This window comes from Intrasporangium zincisolvens (genome assembly GCF_034724055.1).
GTDB lineage: Bacteria > Actinomycetota > Actinomycetes > Actinomycetales > Dermatophilaceae > Monashia > Monashia zincisolvens.
Map to the genome: position 1 here is coordinate 481,620 of NZ_JAWIIL010000002.1, position 19,909 is coordinate 501,528.

Genomic DNA, 19,909 nt, shown 5'->3' on the forward strand with positions numbered 1-19,909 from the left:
CCTTGCGCCACGAACCTGCTCGCGGGTGCACACTCGCCCGCGGACACCGAGCCGGAAGGGGACGGCAGTGGGGACAGGGACCGACGTGGGTCTGGTCGCAGGGGGAGTCGGAGCCGAGGCGTACCGACCGTCCCCACCGATCGCGATCGAGGGCCTCGGCGTGCGCTTCGGGCAGCGCCGCGCGCTCGAGGGGGTCGACCTCCTGGCCCGGCCGGGGGTCGTCACGGCGGTGACCGGGCCCTCCGGAGCCGGCAAGTCGACGTTGCTCTGGTCGGTCGCCGGAGCGCTCAGCGGCGCGACGGTCGAGGGCAGGGTCCGGGTCGGCGACGCCACGGTGCGTCCGTCCGGCGGGCGCGCCGCCACGCTGGCGCTCGGCGTCGGCCTCGTACCCCAGGGCAACGGGCTGGCGTCGGTGCTGACCGCCTGGGAGAACTGCGTCGTGCCGCTGCTCGACGCCGGCGTGGGCCCGGGCGAGGCCGCACAGCGGGTGTCCGAGGCGCTCACCGCCGTCGGCCTCGAGGAGTCCGGCGGACACCTCATCGAGGAGCTGAGCGGCGGACAGCAGCAGCGCGTCGCCGTCGCGCGGGCGCTCGCGTCCCGCCCCGCGGTGCTCCTCGCCGACGAGCCGACCTCCGAGCTCGACCACGCCAACCGCGAGCGCGTCCTCGAGCTGCTCCACGACCTCGCCGCCGCCGGCTGCACCGTCCTCATGGCGACCCACGACCCCGAGGCCGCGACGCAGGCCGCCGCCGAGGTCCACCTCGACGAGGGCCACGTGGTGAGTGTCCGATGAGCGCCGGTCGTCTCGCCGTCGCCTGGTCCGCGGCCCGTCACCGCCGCGGGCAGGCCCTGGCCCTCGTGCTGCTGTCCTCGCTCGTCACCGCGAGCGCGGTCCTCGGGCCGCTCTACGCCCGTTCGCTCGAGCACGCCCTCCTGCACGACGCCCTCGACCGGGCCAGCGTCATGTCCACCGGCATCGCCCTCGAGCAGGTGACCGACGGCACGTTCGTGCCGTCGACGCAGAGCGTGCTCTCACGGATCCCGGAGCAGGTGCGCCCCTTCCTGCGGCCGCCGACGTCGATCGTCTCGGGTCAGGTGACGATGTCGATGTCGCCGCGGCGCGGTGGAGGCGGCGTCCTCGTCACCGCCTACGCGCCGGCTGCCGGCTGCGTGCGCCTGACGCTGGTGAGCGGACGCTGCCCGACGGCGGAGACCGACGTGCTCGTGTCCGCCGCGGAGGCCCGGTTCGAGGGCTGGAAGGTCGGCGACCGCGTCGGCTTCGCCTCCTCGCCGGGAGGGCAGGTCTCCGACGCCCGGGCCCGCGACGCCGCCCGGATCGTCGGCACCTACGAGCAGGTCCGCGACGACACGTACTGGTTCGGCACGCGGCTCACCGGGCGGGCGGGCACCCGCGTCGTCGCCGGGCTCGGGTCGACCCCACAGGTCGACGCGCCCGTCGTCGCCCCGGCGTTCTTCGCCAAGTACACGTCGGGCTCGACGCTGACGGTGACGAGCGCCCTCGACCGCCCGACCCTCGGGGTGGACGACCTGCCGGCTGTCTCCGCCGCCCTCACGGCGGAGAAGGCCCGTCCTCAGGGCGATTCGGGCGGACCGTCCATCACGACGGCCCTCGACGACCTCGCCCGGACCGTCGTGCGCGGCCAGGTCCAGGCGTCGGTCCTCGTGCCGCTGCTCCTGGGCCAGCTCGCCCTCCTCGCGGCCGTCGTGCTCGGCCTCGCCGCGTCGGCGGCGGTCGAGCAGCGCCGTCCCGAGATCGCGCTCGTGCGCCTGCGCGGCCACGGCGTCCGTGGCGCCCGGCGGATGCTGCTCGCGGAGCTCGGCGGCCTCGTCGCCGTCGGCGTGCCTCTCGGCGTCGTGGTCGCCGGCGCCCTCGACGTGCTCGTGTCGCGGGTCTGGCTGCCGGGTGGTGGGGCGCTCGACGTCCCGCTCGGGGCGGTCGTGGCCGCTGTCGCGGCGCTGCTCGTCGGCGTCCTCACCGTCCTCGTCGCGGCCCGCGGACCGCTCCGCGAGCCGATCCCCTCGCTGCTGCGCCGGGTGCCCCCGCGCCAGGGTGCCCTCGCCGTCGGGCTCGTCGACGCGGTGGTCGTCACCGTCGCCGCCGCCGGTGTCGTCACCATCGTGACGGGGTCGGTGTCGGGGCCGGTCGTGCTCGCGACGCCGGCGCTGCTCGCGCTCGCCGTCGGGCTGCTCCTCGCGATGCTCCTCGTCCCGGTCGCCGCCCGTCTCGGGCACCTGGCGCTGCGCCGCGGTCACGTCGCCGCCGGCGTCACCGCGCTGCAGGTGGCCCGCCGACCGGGCGTGCGTCGCGTCGTCGCCATCGTCACGGTCGCGTCGGCGCTGCTCGTCTTCGCGACGGACGCCTACCTCGCCGGGCAGCGCAACCGCGCCGAGCGCGCCGCGCTCGAGACCGGCGCGCAGGTCGTGCTCCAGACCGACTCCAAGGATCCTCGCCAGCTGCGAGCGCTGCTGCAGCGCCTCGACCCCGGCGCGACGTGGGTGGCCCCCGTGGCGCACCTGCAGCCCGGCAGCTCCGACGCCGTCGCGACGATGGCCGTCGTGCCGCGGGCGATGGCGCGGGTCGCGCTGCCCATCGGCGCGGGCTCCGGGCCGGCCGTCGACTGGTCGTCGGTCCTGGCATCCGACCTCAGCTCGGCCGAGCTTGCCGGGCGCCGGGTCGCCGTGCAGGTGTCGGACGTGCAGATCCAGCGTGTGCTGACCGGCCTCAACCCGAAGCCGACCGCGCCCGACCGGCTCCCGCTGCGGCTCGAGCTGCAGGACGCCGACGGCGGGTCGTTGTCGGTGCCGCTCGGCGCCGTGCCCTTCCGGCCGTCGGGCACCACGACGCTCACGGCCGCCGTGCCGTGCGCTCCGCGCTCGTGCACCCTGGTCGGGATCAGCATCGACCGGGCGCCGGACGAGACGCGTCTCCTCGCCGGCGAGGTCACCGTCGCCCGGGTCGCCGCTCCGGGCGCGCCCCCGGTCGAGCTCGGCCGACTGACCTGGTCCTCCTACGGCACCCCCTACTCGCTGGACCGGCTCTCGGCCGAGAGCCCCGGGTTCTCCTACGTCACCACCCAGCGGGCCGAACCGGCGGTGGCGCGCATCCGGTTCGCGTCGTCCGGTGGGATCGTCACGGCCTCGACCGCGCCGGCAGCCCTGCCCGTCGTCGTCGCCCCCGCCACCCGAGGCGCCACACCCGAGGTCACCTCGGTCAGCGGGTTCGTCGGGACCGCGGTCACCGTCGCGGAGAAGGGGCGGGTGCGCGTCGTGCCGGGCGGCTTCACCAACGTGGCGCTCGTCGACTACGACGCCCTCGCAGCCCGCGCCAGCCGGCTCTACGCGAGCGGGTCCCTCGACGTGCTCGTGGCAGACCGGTCCCGCGTCGGCGAGGTGACCTCCGCCCTGGCCCGCTCCGGGGTCTCGGTGCGCGAGCGGACCGACCAGACCGAGGTGCTCGACGCGTTCGACCGGTCGGCGTCGGCCTGGTCGCTGCGCCTCGCCCTCGTCGTCGGCGTCATCGCGCTGCTCATGGGTGCGCTCGTGCTCGTCCTCGTGGGCGTGACGTCATGGCGGTCGCGGTCGCGCGACCTCGCGGCCCTGCGTCTGGCCGGCGTCGGCGGCGGCACGCTGCGACGCGTCGGCATCGCCGAGCAGGTGGCCGTCATCGTCGTGGCCGTCGTCGTCGGCTCGGCCTGCGGCGTCGTCGGGGCGCGGCTCGCGCTGCGGCTCGTGCCGTTCTTCACGACCCCGTCCGAGGTGTACGTGCCCGACGTCCGCCCGGCCGTGGGGCCGATGGCCCTCTCGGCGGGCGTGACCATGGTGTGGCTCGTCGCCGTCGGGCTCGTCCTGGGGCTGTGGCTCGCCGGCCGCGCCGTCGTCTCGCGTGTGAGGGAGCAGCCGTGACCGCAGTGGACCAAGAGCTCGACCGGACCCCGTCGGCCCCCGACGCGGGAGTCGAGGGCCCCGCCGGGTCGGGCGGCCGCGGGCTGCCGGTCACCACGCGCGGTCTCGTCGTCATCTACCGGTCCGAGGGCCACGACGTCGCGGCGCTCTCCGGCGTCGACCTGCACGTCGGTGCCGGCGAGATGGTCGGCCTGCTCGGCCCGTCGGGCGCCGGCAAGTCGACGCTGGTCACCGTCTTCGGCGGTCTCACGGCCCCCAGCGCCGGAACGGCGCTCATCGGCGGCCACGACCTGCGCTCGCTCTCGCCCTCGGCCCTCGACGACCTGCGCGCCGGGCAGATCGGCCTCGTCCTGCAGGGCGCCACCCGCAACCTCGTGCCCTACCTGACGCCGCGGCAGAACGTCGAGGTGGCCCAGGCGCCCGCGCGACGCCTGGCCGGGAGCCTTCCGACGGTCGAGGACGTGCTCGGCCCGCTCGGCATCGGCGACCTCGCCGACCGGGAGGTGTCGTCGCTGACGCCCGGCCAGGCGCAGCTCGTCGCCATCGCCGTCGGCGTCGCCTGCGAGCCCGGGCTGCTGCTCGTCGACGAGCCGACGAGCCAGCTCGACCACGCCGCGCGCGACCGGGTGCTCCGTGCCCTGCACGACGTCAACCGCCGCGTCGGCTCGACGGTCGTCGTCGTGACCCACGATCCCGACGTCGCGGCCGCGCTGCCGCGCACCGTGACGATCCGGGACGGGCGCGTCGGGGCCGAGGGCCGGCAGGGGGAGGAGTTCGCGGTGGTGTCGGCCGACGGCTCGTTGCCGCTCGCCGGGGCCGCCCTCGACGAGTTCCCGCCCGGGTCGCTCGTGCGGCTGCACCACGACGGCCGCGCCTGGCTGCTGCTGCCGGCGGACGCGCCGCTGCCCGGCGAGGCCGAGGGCGTGGAGAGCCCCGACACGGCCGCGACGTGAGCCGTCTGACACGCGTCGGCGGGGTCGTGCGGCACGAGGCCGACCGCGTCGCCCCGAGTGTCCGAGTATGTCCTCGGCGGGCGTCGGACTCGATTTGTGGTATCGCGACGACTCGTGCGTAACTTGACGGTGGCCGCGCCCCGTGGCGGCCGCCCGACGTCCCCCGCGCTGCCCCTCGGCGCTGCTGGTGCACGCCGGGTCAACCGGTCTTCCCGAGTCCCGAAAGGTCTCTCCATGCCCCGCCCCGCGACCCGTCGCCGCGTCCTGGCCGCTGCCCTCGCCTCCGTCGCGATGCTGTCCGCGTGCACCGGAAACGCCGACGACGGCAGCGACGGCTCCGGTGCCTCCGAGACCCCCGCGGTCGCCGTGGACGCCGCCGGCACGACGACGAACGGCACCGTGTCGGCCGTCGCGTCCTCGCTGCTCGACGCCTCCGCCGGTGGTGCCGCCGCCCGTGCCAAGGCCTTCACCGGCATGGCCCTCGAGTCGGCCAACGCCTACGCGAAGACCCTCGGCGGCCGGACCGCCGCCGAGAAGGCCGAGGCCGAGCTGTCCACGAGTGGCGCCAAGGTGCTCGGCATCTCCCGCGAGGGCGACAAGCCGGTGCAGATCCTGGCCCAGACGACGCTGAAGAAGACGGGCGCCGCGGTGCTCGTCCTCCTCGTGGCCGACAGCCCCGCCGGTCCCTTCAAGGCTGCCGCCGTCACCCCGATGCTCCCCGACGCCAAGCTCGACGCGCTCGACGACGCCGACAGCGGCTCGGCGGCGCTCGCCGACGGCAAGGGCCTGGCCGCCAAGCCCGAGGACGTCGTCTCGGCCTTCGCCGGCGCCGTGCAGTACCCCTCGCCGGTGGCCACCAAGGTCCTGGCCGACGACCCGCTGACCGAGCAGCTGCGCCAGTCCGCCACGGCCCAGTCGCAGGCCCTGAACAACCAGGGCTCCTTCAGCCAGAAGCACGAGCCGAAGGGGATCATCGGCGGGCTGCGCCTCAAGGACGGTCAGGGCGCCATCGTCTTCGCCTCGCTCGTGCGCCACGACGCCATCGCGATGCGCACGCCGATGAAGCTCAAGCCGGCCAAGGACCTCACCCTGCTGACCGGCATCAAGCAGATCACGACCGAGGCAGACCTCACCTCCAACGAGATCGTCGCCTTCGTCATCCCGGCCTCCGGCCAGGCCCGCGTCGTGGCCGCGGCGGACCAGCTCGTCGACGGCACGGGGCGGTGAGGCAGGATTGATCCATGAGCCAGCAGCCATTCACCGCAGCGGCACTGCGCGGTGCCGTCGACCTCTCGTCGCTCAAGCGTCCGGCCCAGCCGGCTGGCCCCGGCTCCGCCGCGGGCTCCACCTCGACGGACGGTGCCGGCGTCGTCGTCGAGGGCACTGACGCCTCGATCCGTGACCTCGTCGGGGCGAGCACCAGCCACCCCGTCGTCATGGTCCTGTGGTCGCCGCGCCTGCAGGAGTCGACCGACTTCGTCGCGACGCTGGAGACGGTGGCCCGGCGCTACGCCGGCCGCTTCCAGCTCGCCACCGTCGACGTCGACGCCAACCCCGGCATCCTGCAGGCCTTCCAGGTGCAGGCCGTCCCGGTGAGCTTCGCGTTCGTCCAGGGCCAGCCCGTGCCGCTCTTCGAGGGCGTCCAGCCCGAGGCGCAGGTCGTCGCCGTCATCGACCAGGTGCTCGCGCTCGCCGCCCAGCACGGCGTCACCGGCACCGTCCCGGGCGCCGACGCCGGGCAGGACGGCCAGGAGGCGCAGGACGACGCCCCGGAGGAGCCGCCGCTGCCGCCGCTGCACCAGAAGGCGTTCGACGCCATCGAGGCCGACGACCTCGACACCGCGGCCGACGCCTACCGCGAGGCGCTCGCCCAGAGCCCCGCCGACACCGACGCCAAGATCGGCCTGGCTCAGGTCGGTCTCCTCCAGCGCACGCGGGGCGCCGACCTCCAGCAGGCGCGGGCTGCCGCCGCTGCCGCGCCCACCGACGTCGACGCGCAGATCCTCGTCGCCGACCTCGACGTGCTCGGTGGCCACGTGGAGGACGCCTTCGTGCGCCTCATCGACACGGTGCGTGTCACGGCCGACGCCGAGCGCAACCAGGCGCGCGAGCACCTCGTCGAGCTGTTCGAGGTGGTCGGCACGTCCGACGAGCGCGTGGCGCGGGCCCGCAAGGCCCTCATGAGCGCCCTCTTCTGACCAATCCCGATCGAAAGAGCAGTTCGTCCCCGCGAGGAGACGGACTGCTCTTTCGATCGTCAGGCGGTGTCGACGACCGACTCGGCGAGACGCTCGACGACCTCGGCTGCGGTGCCGGCGAGGGAGTCCTCGTCACCGGTCTCGGGCGGCGTCGTCACCCACAGGCCCCAGCCCGGGGTGGACGGGTCGATGCCGGCGCCGACGACGACGAGGTGCACCGGCTGCGGGGCGGCGAGGTCGAGGTAGTCCTCGAGCCGCTCGCCCTCGACCCGGTCGGCGACGACGACGTCGTGGCCCTCGATGAGGTAGGTCTCGGCGAGCGCCAGCCCCGCCGACCACCGCAGCAGCTGGCGGCGCACGAGCGCGACGCCGGTGGGTGGCACGAGCGGCGCGGACGCGTCGCCGACGAGCATGGCGTCGAGCGCCTGACCGTCGACGACGAGCGCGCCGCCGAGGCGCTCGCCCACCGCGCGGGCCAGCCGCCCGAGCCCCGACGCGTCCGCGCCCGTCACGAGGACGAGGCGTCCGGGCGTCGTGGGGGAGGCGGACGCGTCGGCCGGGTCTGGGTGGTCGGTCGGGCCGGAGGCGTCGGTCGGGTGGATCGGGTCGGTCATCCGCCGAGCGCTGCCGACACGACGTCCTTGGCCTCCGCCTGGACCTGCGCGAGGTGTTCGGGGCCCTTGAACGACTCGGCGTAGATCTTGTAGACGTCCTCGGTGCCGGACGGGCGCGCGGCGAACCACGCGCTCTCGGTGGTCACCTTGAGCCCGCCGATCTTCGCGCCGTTGCCCGGGGCGGAGGTCAGCTTGCCCGTGATCGCCTCTCCGGCAAGCGACTCCGCGCTGACGTCGTCGGGCGAGAGCGCCGCGAGCTTGGCCTTCTGCTCACGGTTCGCCGCCGCGTCGATGCGGGCGTAGGCGGGGGAGCCGAAGCGCTCGGTCAGCTCGGCGTAGTGCTGGCTCGGCGTCCGACCGGTCACGGCGAGGATCTCCGAGGCGAGCAGGGCCAGCAGGATGCCGTCCTTGTCCGTGGACCACACGGAGCCGTCCGTGCGCAGGAAGCTCGCGCCCGCCGACTCCTCACCGCCGAAGCCGACCGAGCCGTCGAGCAGCCCGGGCACGAACCACTTGAAGCCCACGGGGACCTCGAGCAGCGTGCGGCCCAGCTCGGTGGCGACCCGGTCGATCATCGAGCTCGACACGAGGGTCTTGCCGATGGCGGTGCCCTCGCCCCAGCCCGGACGCGCGCCGCCGTAGAGGTAGCGGATCGCGACGGCGAGGTAGTGGTTGGGGTTCATGAGGCCCGCGTCGGGCGTGACGATGCCGTGGCGGTCGGCGTCGGCGTCGTTGCCGGTGGAGATGTCGTAGTCGTCCTTGGCGCCGATGAGGGAGGCCATCGCGGAGGGGGAGCTGCAGTCCATCCGGATCTTGCCGTCCCAGTCGAGCGTCATGAACGCCCACTGCGGGTCGACGCTCGGGTTGACGACGGTGAGGTCGAGCCCGTGCCGCTCGGCGATCTCGCCCCAGTAGCCGACCGACGCGCCGCCGAGCGGGTCGGCGCCGATGCGTACGCCGGCCTCGCGGATGCGCGCGAGGTCGAGCACCGAGGGGAGGTCGTCGACGTACGTGCCGAGGAAGTCGTAGGCGCCGGCCTCGCCGCGGGCCTTCTCGAACGGCACGCGGCTGACCTCGGCCAGGCCGCCGCGGATGAGGTCGTTGGCGCGCGTCGCGATGACCGACGTGGCGTCGGTGTCGGCGGGTCCGCCGTGCGGCGGGTTGTACTTGAAGCCGCCGTCGGCAGGTGGGTTGTGCGACGGCGTGACGACGATGCCGTCGGCCAGACCGCTTGCACCAGAGGCCTTTCCGCGGTTGGCCCTGAGGATCGCGTGCGACACCGCCGGCGTCGGGGTGTAGCCGTCGCGGTCGTCGACGAGCACCGTCACCCCGTTGGCGACGAGCACCTCGAGGGCCGAGCGCCAGGCCGGCTCGGACAGGCCGTGGGTGTCACGGCCGATGAAGAGCGGGCCGTCGAAGCCCTGCGAGGCGCGGTAGTCGACGATGGCCTGGGTCGTGGCGAGGATGTGGTCCTCGTTGAACGCCGTGCGCAGGCTCGAGCCGCGGTGGCCCGACGTGCCGAACGCGACCTGCTGGTCGGGGTCGTCGACGTCGGGGTGGCGGTCGTAGTACGCGGCGATGAGCGCGTCGACGTCGACGAGGTCCTCGGGACGGGCCGGCTGGCCCGCGCGCGGGTGGTTCATGAGGGGTCTCCGTTCGTCGTCACACGGTCGGCGCCGGTTCCGCCGGCCGGGAGGGTCCGTGCCGACGCGTCGCCGGCGCCGGCAACCGGGGCCGCGGCGGGCTCCGCGACCGGGACGAGCCAGACGGTCGAGAACCGGGGCACGGTGATCGCGGCCGAGAAGGGCTGGCTGTTCCACGGCTCGGCCGCGGCGTCGATGACCATGCCGGCGCTGCTCGGGGCGTCGGGGTGGTAACCGGCGGTGTCGAGGACGACCTCCCACCGGCCGCCGCGTGGCAGGCCGAGGCGGTAGTACGGCTGCGTCTCGCCGCTGAAGTTCATGACGCACGCGATGGCGGGCGCGTCGGTACCACGGTCGCCGCGACCGAACCGCAGCCACGAGAACGTGTTGTGGTCGGCGTCGTCGGCCTCGAGCCACTCGAACCCGGACGGGTCGTTGTCGAGCTCCCACAGGGCCCGGTGGTGCCGGTAGATGCCGTTGAGGTCCTTGACGAGGTTGTGGACCCGGTAGTGGAGGGGCTGCTCGAGCAGCCACCAGTCGAGGCTGCGGCCCTCCGACCACTCCGACTCCTGGCCGAACTCGCATCCCATGAAGAGCAGCTGCTTGCCCGGGTGGCACCAGAGGTAGGCCAGGAAGGCACGCAGCGTCGCCACCTGCTCCTCGCGCGGACCGCGCGACTTGCGCAGCAGCGAGCCCTTGCCGTGGACGACCTCGTCGTGGCTGATCGGCAGGACGAAGTTCTCGTCGAAGGCGTACATGAGCGAGAACGTCAGCTTGCCGTGCTCGTACCTGCGGTAGATCGGGTCCTGCCCCAGGTACTTGAGCGAGTCGTTCATCCAGCCCATGTTCCACTTGAAGCCGAACCCGAGGCCGCCGTGGTTCGTCGGGCGCGTGACGCCCGGCCACGTCGTCGACTCCTCGGCGATGGTGACGATGCCGCCTTCGCGCTTGTAGGCGGTGGCGTTCGTCTCCTTGAGCAGCTCGACGGCCTCGAGGTTCTCGCGGCCGCCGTCCTTGTTCGGCTCCCACTGGCCCGCGTCGCGGGCGTAGTCGAGGTAGAGCATCGAGGCGACGCCGTCGACGCGTACGCCGTCGGCATGGAACTCCTCGAGCCAGTACAGGGCGTTGGCGACGAGGAAGTTGCGCACCTCGGGGCGGCCGTAGTCGAAGATGTTCGAGCCCCACTCGGGGTGCCAGCCGCGGCGCGGGTCGGGGTGCTCGTAGAGGGGCAGGCCGTCGAAGCGGGCCAGGGCCCACTCGTCGGTGGCGAAGTGCCCCGGCACCCAGTCGAGGATGACCCCGATGCCGGCCTTGTGCAGCTCGTCGACGAGGTGGCGGAAGTCGTCGGGGGTGCCCCAGCGCGAGCTCGGCGCGTAGTAGCCGGTGACGTGGTAGCCCCACGACGGCACGTACGGGTGCTCCATGACGGGCAGGAACTCGACGTGGGTGAAGCCGAGGTCGCGCACGTAGTTGACGAGGTGCTCGGCCAGGCCGCGGTAGCCCTCTCCCTGGCGCCACGAGCCGAGGTGCACCTCGTAGATGCTCATCGGCCCCTCGTGGGAGTTGCGGGTGCGCCGCTGCTCCATCCACTCGCCGTCGCCCCAGCTGTAGTGCGTCTCGGTGACGATCGCTGCCTGCTTCGGGGCCACCTCGGTCATCCGGGCCATGGGGTCGCTCTTGAGCCGGACGAGCTCGTCGGGGCCGCGCACGGCGAACTGGTAGTTCATGCCCTCCTGCGCTCCGGGGATGAACAGCTCCCAGATGCCGCTCTCGCCGAGGGCCCGCATCGGGTGGGTGCGGCGGTCCCAGCCGTTGAAGTCGCCGATGACGTGGACCGCCTTGGCGCGCGGGGCCCACAGCGCGAACGAGACGCCCCAGACGTCGCCGAGCGGGCCGGCGTAGTGGCGCACGTGCGAGCCGAGGACCTTCCACAGCTGCTCGTGGCGGCCCTCGCCGACGAGGTGCCGGTCGACGTCGCCGAGCGTCGGGGCGAAGCGGTAGGGGTCGTCCTGCTCGTGCTCGACCCCGTCGCCGTACTCGACGAGGAGGCGGTAGTCGTGGGTGGTGCCGAAGTCGGGGGAGGTCATCGACCACAGGCCGTCGCGCACGTGCTGCAGCTCGACGCGGTTTCCGGAGTCGAGCCGCGCGGCCACCCGGGTCGCGTAGGGCCGGAACGCCGTGATGGTCAGGCCGCCCGGGCCCATGTGGTGGCCGAGCAGGTCGTGCGGCTGGCCGTTGCGCCCCTGCAGGAACGCGTCGATGGCGCGGTGGTCGAGCGCGGGGGAGGGGGTGCGGTGGGTGGTGGGGTCGGTCGGGCCGGTGGTCACGGGGTGGCCTCCTCGCTGGTGAGCCGCTCGACGGCGCCGAGCGGGATCGGCAGCCACGTGGGCCGGTTGCGGGCCTCGTAGACCACCTCGTAGAGCGCCTTGTCGAGCTCGAGCGCGCGCACGAGCGCGCTGGCGTCGGGGCCCGGCTCGCCGGCGACCGACGCGTACCCCTCGAGGAAGGCGGTGCGGCACGCCGCCGCCCACGCCCTGGCGTCGACGGCGGCGTCGGCGAGCGCGACCGAGCCGGCCGCGTAGTCGAACGAGCGCAGCATGCCGGCGACGTCGCGCTGGGTGAGGTCGGGGGCGACGCGCTCGGACAGTGGACGCAGGGGCTCACCCTCGAAGTCGAGGGCGACCCAGCCGCGCTCGGGCACGTCGAGCACCTGACCGAGGTGGTAGTCGCCGTGGATCCGTTGCAGCGCAGGCCATTCCACGTCGCGCACCGAGGCGGCCACACGCTCGACCGCATCGACGCGGGAGGCGAGGTCGGGCACGAGCGTGACCGCCGCCGCGCAGCGCTGGCGCATCGAGGCGACGAGCGCCTCGCGGGCCTGCGGGGTGACCTCGGTGGTGCCGAGCGCGTGGGCGAGCGCGATGTGGATCTGCGCCGTGACGACGCCGAGGTCGCGGGCGCGGGTCGTGAAGTCGGTGCCCGCCGCAGCGGCCACGAGCGCCACCCGCCAGGCGTCCTCGACCCCGGGGATGAACTCCTGCGCGAAGGCGAGGTGGCCGTGCTCGACGCCGCCACCTGCGGGCGCGTCCCACGCGCCGTGGAGGTTGCCGTACGCGAGGGGTACGCGGTCCGAGCCCTCGTGCGTCAGGGCCGACTGCACCACGACGTCGGGGTTGTCGCCGTCCTGCAGGGTGCGGAAGACCTTGACGATGAGCGGCTCGGCCGGGCCGCCGGCCTCGGCGCCCATCCGGCAGATGACGGAGGTGTTCGACTGCTCGCCGGTGAGGACCGCGGACGACGTGACGCTCCCGGCCGCCTGACCCGTGGCCGAGCCCGTGGCGCGGGCGCTGCTGCCGACCGACGCCTGCGCGTCGTCGGAGACGTCCGACTCGAGCACCGTGCGGACCAGCTCGGAGACGTATACCGGGTCGTGCGGGCCGTCGTAGACCCAGCGGGTGCCGAGCACGCTGTGCTCCATCGTGCCGAGCAGCGCGTGCTCGGCCCCCTCGAGCGGCGCGCCCCGGTAGGTCAGCGGCACCTGGTAGACGACGGCGGGGGCCACGGCCTCGTCGGCGAGCAGGAGCGTCTCGACGCCCACCTCGCCGGCCGGGTCCTCGAACCGGAACCCGCCGACCCGTCGCAGCTGCGGCACGTGGCCCTTGCCGTGGTACCAGCGCTGGCGCGGCATCCACGCGGTGACCATCTCGATCTTCGTCGGGGTGATCGTGGCTCCCTTGTGGACGACGGCCATCAGCGGTTGTCCTCCTGCCCGCGCAGCTGGAGCCAGAAGAAGTCGCGGGAGCCGAGCGTGAGGGTCACGCGTCCGTCGGCGGCCACCCACGGGAACCCGCTGCCGCCGAAGAGGTCGACGAGCGCCCGGCCCGAGAAGTGCTCGGGCAGCTGGATCGTCGCGGCCTGCGGCCGGCTGCTCAGGTTGTTGACGCAGAGCACCGCCTCGGCGGCGTGGTCACCGTCGGCGTCCATCGAGCGCGTGTAGGACAGGATGTGGTCGTTGTCCGCCGGCACGACGGTGAAGTCGCCGAGGCCGAAGACCGGGTGCCGGCTGCGCACCTGGAGCATCCCGCGCACCCAGTGCAGCAACGAGGACGAGGACGCGATCTGCGCCTCCACGTTGACGTTGTTGTAGTGGTACACGAGGCTGCTGATGACCGGCAGGTAGAGCTTGCCGGGGTCGACGGTCGAGAAGCCCGCGTTGCGGTCGGGGGTCCACTGCATCGGGGTGCGCACGGCGTCGCGGTCGGTGAGCCAGATGTTGTCGCCCATCCCGATCTCGTCGCCGTAGTAGAGGCACGGCGAGCCCGGCAGCGAGAGCACGAGCGCGTGGATCAGCTCGATCTCGGGGCGGCTGTTGTCGAGCAGGGGAGCGAGGCGGCGCCGGATGCCGACGTTGGCCCGCATCCGCGGATCGGGCGCGTACCAGCCGTACATCGCGGCCCGCTCCTCGGGCGTCACCATCTCGAGCGTCAGCTCGTCGTGGTTGCGCAGGAAGGTGCCCCACTGCGTCCCCGACGGGATGGCCGGGGTGTCGGCGAGCACGTCGATGATCGGCTGGGCCTTCTCCTCGCGGAGCGAGTAGTAGAGCCGCGGCATGACCGGGAAGTGGAAGCACATCTGGCACTCGGGTGCCTCGTCGGTGCCGAAGTAGTCGACGACCTCCGCCGGCGGCTGGTTGGCCTCGGCGAGCAGGATGCGGCCCGGGTACTCGGTGTCGACCATCGTGCGCAGCCTGGCGAGGAACTCGTGGGTCCTGGGCAGGTTCTCGCAGTTGGTGCCCTCCTCCTCGAAGAGGTAGGGCACGGCGTCTAGGCGGAAGCCGTCGATGCCGAGGTCCATCCAGAACCGGACGACGTCGAACATCGCCTCCTGCACGGCCTCGTTCTCGAAGTTGAGGTCGGGCTGGTGGCTGAAGAACCGATGCCAGAAGAACTGCCGCCGGACGGGGTCGAAGGTCCAGTTCGACACCTCGGTGTCGACGAAGATGATGCGGGCGTCGTCGTAGCCCTCATCGGTGTCGGACCACACGTAGTAGTCGCCGTACGGCCCGTCGGGCTCGGCGCGGCTGGCCTGGAACCACGGGTGCTGGTCGCTCGTGTGGTTCATGACGAGGTCGGTGACGATGCGGATGCCGCGGGCGTGCGCCTGCGACACGAGCTCGGTGAACTCCGGCAGCGTCCCGAACTCGGGCAGCACGGCCTTGTAGTCGGCGATGTCGTAGCCGCCGTCGCGCAGCGGCGAGGCGTAGAAGGGCGGCAGCCACAGGCAGTCGACGCCGAGCCACTGGAGGTAGTCGAGACGCTGGATCAGCCCCGTGAAGTCGCCGGCCCCGACGCCCTTGCTGTCGGAGAAGGCGCGCACGAGCACCTCGTAGAACACCGCTTTTCGAAACCACTGCGGGTCGTGCTTCAGCCCCGGCTGGGAGAGGTTGAGTCCCTGCATGTGGTCAGTGGCTCCTCACGGTGATGATGTGAACGGGTTCCGAGTCGGGGCCGAGGCGGACCCAGTTGTCCTGCCGCCACTGCCACGTCTGGTTGGTGATGTGGTCGTGCGCGTCGAAGGTCGACCACGAGGCCATACCCATCGCGCCGAGGTCGAGGTGCACCCACGTCTCACGGGTCGCGTGCGGGTCGAGGTTGGCGACGACGAGGACGGTGTCGCGCTGTCCCGTCGAGCGGTCGACGCGGGTCTTGCTGAAGACGAGGACGTTGTCGTCGTCGGCCGAGTGGAAGTGCAGGTTGCGCAACCACCGCAGCGCCGGGTGCCAGCCGCGGATCTCGTTGAGCCGCTTGAGGTACCCCGCGAGGGAGCGGTGCTCGAGCGGGCCACCGGGCTCGTAGAGGAACCACTGGCGGTCCTTGTACTCGTACTTCTCGTTGTCGATCTGCTCCTCGGCGCCGGGGCGCGCCACGTGCTCCATCAGCTCGTAGCCGGCGTAGATGCCGTACGTCGGCACGAGCGTGGCCGCCAGGGCCGCGCGCAGCTTCCACGCGGTGGGCCCGCCGTACTGCATGTACGGCGTGAGGATGTCGTGCGTGGTGGGCCAGAACGCGGGGCGCATGTACGCGGCACCGGTGTCGTCGGAGGCCAGCTCGCGGCCGTACTCCTCGAGCTCCCACTTCTCGTTGCGCCACGCGTAGTAGGTGTAGCTCTGCTGGAAGCCGGCCTTGGCCAGCTCGTGCATCATCGCCGGCTTCGTGAACGCCTCCGACAGCCAGATGGTCTCGGGGTACTGCTCCGCGACATCGGCGATCAGCCACTGCCAGAAGCGAACCGGCTTGGTGTGCGGGTTGTCGACACGGAAGATGCGCACGCCGTGGTCGAGCCACACCTGGATGACCCGGCGCACCTCGGCATAGGCCGAGGCGGGGTCGTTGTCGAAGTTGAGGGGAAAGATGTCCTGGTACTTCTTGGGCGGGTTCTCGGCGTAGGCGATGGTGCCGTCGGCGCGCGTCGTGAACAGCTCCGGGTGCGTCTGCACCCACGGGTGGTCCGGCGAGGCCTGCAGCGCGATGTCGAGCGCCACCTCGAGGCCGACGCGTCGGGCCTCGGCGACGAACGCGTCGAAGTCCTCGAACGTGCCGAGGTCGGGGTGGACGGAATCGTGCCCACCGTCGGGCGAGCCGATGGCGTAAGGGGATCCGGGGTCGCCGGGCTCGGTCGTCAGGCTGTTGTTGCGCCCCTTGCGCGCCGCCGTGCCGATGGGGTGGATCGGTGTCAGGTACACGACGTCGAAGCCCATGTCGGCGATGGCGGGCAGCCGCTGGGCGGCGGTGCGGAACGTGCCCGACACCCACTCGCCGGTCGTCTCGTCGCGGCGGGCGCCCTCCGAGCGGGGGAAGATCTCGTACCAGGCGCCGAACAGGGCGAGCTCGCGCTCGACGTGCAGGGCGTGGGACGGCGAGGGGGAGACGAGCTCGCGCAGCGGCATGATCGCGGCCAGGCCGGTGATCTCCGGGGAGGTGGCCGCCCCGAAACGGTGCGCGGCCGGGCGACGCGTGTCGGCGAGGGCGAGGGCGCCCTTGTCGATCTCCGACGCGTCCGCCCCCTGGCCTCGGACCGCCTCGGCGAAGCGCTCGAGCACCTTGACGCCCTCGGCGCACATGAGGTCCTCGTCGACGCCGGCCGCGATCTTGATGCCGGCGTCGTGGACCCACGTGGCGTAGGGGTCGGACCAGCCCTCGACGCGGTAGGTCCACCAGCCCTCCCGGCCGGCGACGACGGTCGTCGACCACTCCGAGGCGCCCGGGTTGTCGCAGTGCATCGCGAAGTAGTGGTCGCGGCCGTCGGGGTCGGTGAGCACCGCGGTGGCGTTGACGGCGTCGTGGCCCTCGCGGAACACCTTGGCGCGCACGACGAACTCCTCGCCGACGACCGACTTGGCCGGGCGGGTGCCACCGTCGACGAGGGGTCGCACGTCGCTGACGGGGATGCGCCCGATGGGCAGCGCGTCGCCGGGGTAGCCCGCGACGGTGGGCGCCTCGCTCAGAGGGTGCTCGGGTGCGAGCGTCGAGGCGCCGGCCGACGTGTCGTCGACGAAGGCGGCGTCGGCACCCGGGTGCGAGTCGTCGGGGGTGGCTGCCGGCGGGGCCGGGGACGCCGGGGATGACGGGGCCTGCGCGGCCGAGGTGGCGCCGCGCGACACGGTGGTCACCGGTGTCGGGTCGGGTCGGCTCGCGGGTGACACCTGCGAGCGCGGTCGTGCGGGCTTGCTGGAACGGGACTTCTTCGCTGAGCCAGTCACGGGATCGACCGTATCGAAGTTGCGCCCGTCCCGACACGGGCGCGCGGTGGGTCGCCGGCCCGTCTCGGGGGGTGGGCACGAATCAGGATCATTCGGGTCCGAGGGATGAAACCCGGCTGCAAGAGTTGCAAGAACACGACAGTCGGACCCTTATGCTGGCTCCTCGTGAAGGCCATCCGTCGCTTCAGCGTCCGCACCGTCCTGCCCACCCGGATCGAGGGTCTCGGCGTCCTTGCCAGCAACCTCCGGTGGTCCTGGCACCCGCCGACGCGTGACCTCTTCGAGAGCATCAGCCCCCGCAAGTGGGCCCAGGCGAACGAGGACCCCGTCAAGCTCCTGTCCCGTCTGTCCGCCGACGAGCTCGCCTCGCTCGCTGCCGACGACGACTTCGTCGGCAGCGTCGCCGCCGCCAACGCCGACCTGCAGTCCTACCTCACCGACGAGCGGTGGTACCAGCGCTGGAGCCGCGAGCAGGAGTCCGCCGGCCGGGCCGCGCCCGCCGCGATCGCCTACTTCAGCCCCGAGTTCGGCATCACCGCGGTGTTGCCGCAGTACTCCGGCGGCCTCGGCATCCTCGCCGGCGACCACCTCAAGACCGCCTCCGACCTCGGCGTGCCGATCGTCGGCGTCGGCCTCTTCTACAAGACCGGCTACTTCAAGCAGGCCCTCGACCGCGACGGCTGGCAGGTGGAGTCCTACCCCGTCCTCGACCCCGACGGCCTGCCGCTGTCGCTGCTGCGCGAGGACGACGGCACCCCCGCCGTCGTCACCGTCGACCTGCCCGCCGGCCGCGTCCTCAACGCCCACGTGTGGAAGGCGCAGGTCGGCCGCGTGCCGCTGCTGCTGCTCGACTCCGACGTTCCCGGCAACGACGAGCAGACGCGCCGGGTCACCGAGTCGCTCTACGGCGGCGGCGGCGACACCCGCCTCGAGCAGGAGCTGCTCCTCGGCGTCGGCGGCGTCCGCGCCCTCCGTCTCTGGTCGCGCCTGTCCGGTGACCCGGCCCCCGAGGTGTTCCACACCAACGAGGGCCACGCCGGCTTCCTCGGCGTCGAGCGCATCACCGAGCTCGTCCGCGACCACGGCCTCACCTTCGACGAGGCCCTCGAGGCCGTCCGCTCGGCCACCGTCTTCACGACGCACACGCCCGTTCCCGCCGGCATCGACCGCTTCGACGCCGCGAAGATCAACCTCTTCTTCGGCGGCCCCAACGCCATCCCGGGCGTGCCCGTCGAGCGACTCCTCGCCCTCGGCGCCGAGGACTACGAGGGCGGCCAGCCCGGTATCTTCAACATGGCCGTCATGGGCCTGCGCCTGGCCCAGCGCGCCAACGGCGTCTCGCAGCTGCACGGCGTCGTCAGCCGCGAGATGTTCGACGGCCTGTGGCCGGGATTCGACGACGACGAGGTGCCGATCACGAGCATCACCAACGGAGTCCACGCCCCGACGTGGGTCGACCGTGCCGTCTACGACGTCGCCCTCAAGCACCTCGGCACCGCCGACATCGCCGGCGAGAACGCGTGGGACCGCATCGACGAGGTGCCCGCCGACGCCGTCTGGTCGGCCAAGCGCGAGATGCGCGAGAAGCTCGTCACCGACGCGCGTCGCCGCGTCCGCTCGTCCTGGCTCAAGCGCGGCGCCACCGAGCTCGAGCTCGGCTGGACCGACAGCATCCTCGACCCCGACGTGCTGACGATCGGCTTCGCCCGACGCGTCCCCACCTACAAGCGCCTGACGCTGATGCTCCGCGACCCCGAGCGTCTCAAGCGCCTGCTGCTGCACCCGGAGCGCCCGGTGCAGCTCGTCATCGCCGGCAAGTCGCACCCGGCCGACGAGACCGGCAAGCGCCTCATCCAGGAGATGGTCCGCTTCGCCGACGACCCCGAGGTGCGCCACCGCATCGTCTTCCTGCCGAACTACGACATCGCCATGGCCCAGCACCTCTACCCGGGCTGCGACGTCTGGCTCAACAACCCGCTGCGCCCGTTCGAGGCGTGCGGCACGTCGGGCATGAAGGCGGCCCTCAACGGCGGCCTCAACCTCTCGATCCTCGACGGGTGGTGGGACGAGTGGTTCGACGGCCGCAACGGCTGGGCCATCCCGACGGCCGACGGTGTCGAGGACGCCGACCGCCGTGACGACATCGAGGCGGCCGCGCTCTACGACCTCATCGAGCACGACGTCGCGCCGAAGTTCTACGACCGTGGCACCGACGGCCTGCCCAACGGCTGGATCTCGATGATGACCCACACGCTCAAGACGCTCGGGCCGAAGGTCCTCGCCAGCCGCATGGTCGAGGACTACGTCACGCGCCTCTACAGCCCGGCCGCGGGCGCGGGGCACGCGCTGAACGGGCCGGAGTTCGCCGGGGCCAAGGAGCTGGCGGCCTACAAGGCGTCGGTCCGGGCGGCCTGGCCGAACGTCAAGGTCGAGCACCTCGAGCCCTCGGGCCTGTCCGACTCGCCGCAGGTCGGCGACACGCTCGACCTGCGGGCCTACGTCGACCTCGCCGGCCTGCGCCCCGAGGACGTCGAGGTGCAGCTCGTCCACGGCCACGTCAACGAGGCCGACGAGCTGTGGGGCGTCGAGACGACGCCGCTCGCCTTCGTCGAGAGCTACGAGAACGGCCGCGCCCAGTTCGCCGGCAGCCAGCCGCTCGGCCGCACCGGGTCGTTCGGCTACAGCGTCCGGATCGTGCCGCGGCACCCGGCGCTCGCGTCGTCGGCCGAGCTCGGGCTGGCCCGCACCGCCTGACGCTCGTCACCGAGAACCGGAGAGCCCGGACCCTGCACGGGTCCGGGCTCTCCGGCGTGTCAGC

Annotated in this window: 12 protein-coding genes; 6 read left to right on the top strand and 6 right to left on the bottom strand. The window is 73.0% G+C overall.

Annotated features, from left to right (window positions below):
- The first annotated feature begins 85 nt into the window (after window positions 1-85).
- The 5 genes from RY076_RS06565 (at window position 86) to RY076_RS06585 (ending at window position 7,075) form a co-directional block, all read left to right on the top strand.
- Window positions 86-793: an ABC transporter ATP-binding protein gene (locus tag RY076_RS06565; protein WP_323096792.1), complete on the top strand. Its 708-nt coding sequence runs from the start codon at window positions 86-88 to the stop codon at window positions 791-793.
- On the top strand, window positions 790-3,924 hold the full coding sequence (locus RY076_RS06570; protein WP_323096793.1) for a hypothetical protein: 3,135 nt from the start codon (window positions 790-792) through the stop codon (window positions 3,922-3,924). The genes RY076_RS06565 and RY076_RS06570 overlap by 4 nt, the downstream gene beginning before the upstream one ends.
- The gene (locus RY076_RS06575; protein ID WP_323096794.1) at window positions 3,921-4,877 is read left to right on the top strand and encodes an ABC transporter ATP-binding protein; all 957 of its coding nucleotides are present in this window, start codon (window positions 3,921-3,923) and stop codon (window positions 4,875-4,877) included. The genes RY076_RS06570 and RY076_RS06575 overlap by 4 nt, the downstream gene beginning before the upstream one ends.
- A 234-nt stretch (window positions 4,878-5,111) precedes the next feature.
- Window positions 5,112-6,104 carry a hypothetical protein gene (locus RY076_RS06580; protein WP_323096795.1) on the top strand — a complete coding sequence of 331 codons (993 nt, stop codon included), beginning with the start codon at window positions 5,112-5,114 and terminating at the stop codon, window positions 6,102-6,104.
- A gap of 14 nt (window positions 6,105-6,118) precedes the next feature.
- A complete protein-coding gene (locus RY076_RS06585; protein WP_323096796.1) occupies window positions 6,119-7,075 on the top strand; it encodes a tetratricopeptide repeat protein in 957 nt (318 codons plus the stop codon).
- A gap of 59 nt (window positions 7,076-7,134) precedes the next feature.
- Here the strand turns inward: RY076_RS06585 and RY076_RS06590 are convergent, their stop codons facing one another.
- From RY076_RS06590 to RY076_RS06615, 6 genes are read right to left on the bottom strand one after another with little or no spacing between them, the layout of a single operon-like run.
- On the bottom strand, window positions 7,135-7,689 hold the full coding sequence (locus RY076_RS06590; protein ID WP_323096797.1) for a hypothetical protein: 555 nt from the start codon (window positions 7,687-7,689) through the stop codon (window positions 7,135-7,137).
- Window positions 7,686-9,332 (bottom strand): phosphoglucomutase (alpha-D-glucose-1,6-bisphosphate-dependent), encoded by a 1,647-nt coding sequence (gene pgm / locus RY076_RS06595; protein WP_323096798.1) that lies wholly within the window; start codon window positions 9,330-9,332, stop codon window positions 7,686-7,688. The genes RY076_RS06590 and pgm overlap by 4 nt, the downstream gene beginning before the upstream one ends.
- The gene (gene glgB, locus RY076_RS06600) at window positions 9,329-11,659 is read right to left on the bottom strand and encodes a 1,4-alpha-glucan branching protein GlgB (RefSeq protein ID WP_323096800.1); all 2,331 of its coding nucleotides are present in this window, start codon (window positions 11,657-11,659) and stop codon (window positions 9,329-9,331) included. Before glgB ends, pgm begins: the two co-directional genes overlap by 4 nt.
- Complete coding sequence (locus RY076_RS06605; RefSeq protein WP_323096801.1) at window positions 11,656-13,083, bottom strand: maltokinase N-terminal cap-like domain-containing protein; 1,428 nt, start codon at window positions 13,081-13,083, stop codon at window positions 11,656-11,658. The genes glgB and RY076_RS06605 overlap by 4 nt, the downstream gene beginning before the upstream one ends.
- Window positions 13,083-14,789 carry a maltose alpha-D-glucosyltransferase gene (treS, locus tag RY076_RS06610; protein ID WP_323096802.1) on the bottom strand — a complete coding sequence of 569 codons (1,707 nt, stop codon included), beginning with the start codon at window positions 14,787-14,789 and terminating at the stop codon, window positions 13,083-13,085. Before treS ends, RY076_RS06605 begins: the two co-directional genes overlap by 1 nt.
- Window positions 14,790-14,793: 4 nt before the next feature.
- Window positions 14,794-17,091 (bottom strand): alpha-1,4-glucan--maltose-1-phosphate maltosyltransferase, encoded by a 2,298-nt coding sequence (locus tag RY076_RS06615; protein WP_413785741.1) that lies wholly within the window; start codon window positions 17,089-17,091, stop codon window positions 14,794-14,796.
- A 165-nt stretch (window positions 17,092-17,256) separates the two neighbouring features.
- Here RY076_RS06615 and glgP point away from each other — a divergent pair, with 165 nt between their 5' ends.
- Window positions 17,257-19,845: an alpha-glucan family phosphorylase gene (gene glgP / locus RY076_RS06620; RefSeq protein ID WP_323096803.1), complete on the top strand. Its 2,589-nt coding sequence runs from the start codon at window positions 17,257-17,259 to the stop codon at window positions 19,843-19,845.
- The last annotated feature ends 64 nt before the right edge of the window (window positions 19,846-19,909 follow it).

Bases quoted from the DNA above. Each gene is read 5' to 3' on its own strand.
- RY076_RS06570 (WP_323096793.1), top strand. From the start codon at position 790: ATGAGCGCCGGTCGTCTCGCCGTCGCCTGGTCCGCGGCCCGTCACCGC.
- RY076_RS06580 (WP_323096795.1), top strand. From the start codon at position 5,112: ATGCCCCGCCCCGCGACCCGTCGCCGCGTCCTGGCCGCTGCCCTCGCC.
- RY076_RS06585 (WP_323096796.1), top strand. From the start codon at position 6,119: ATGAGCCAGCAGCCATTCACCGCAGCGGCACTGCGCGGTGCCGTCGAC.
- RY076_RS06590 (WP_323096797.1), bottom strand. From the start codon at position 7,689: ATGACCGACCCGATCCACCCGACCGACGCCTCCGGCCCGACCGACCAC.
- RY076_RS06605 (WP_323096801.1), bottom strand. From the start codon at position 13,083: ATGGCCGTCGTCCACAAGGGAGCCACGATCACCCCGACGAAGATCGAG.
- treS (WP_323096802.1), bottom strand. From the start codon at position 14,789: ATGCAGGGACTCAACCTCTCCCAGCCGGGGCTGAAGCACGACCCGCAG.
- pgm (WP_323096798.1), bottom strand. From the start codon at position 9,332: ATGAACCACCCGCGCGCGGGCCAGCCGGCCCGTCCCGAGGACCTCGTC.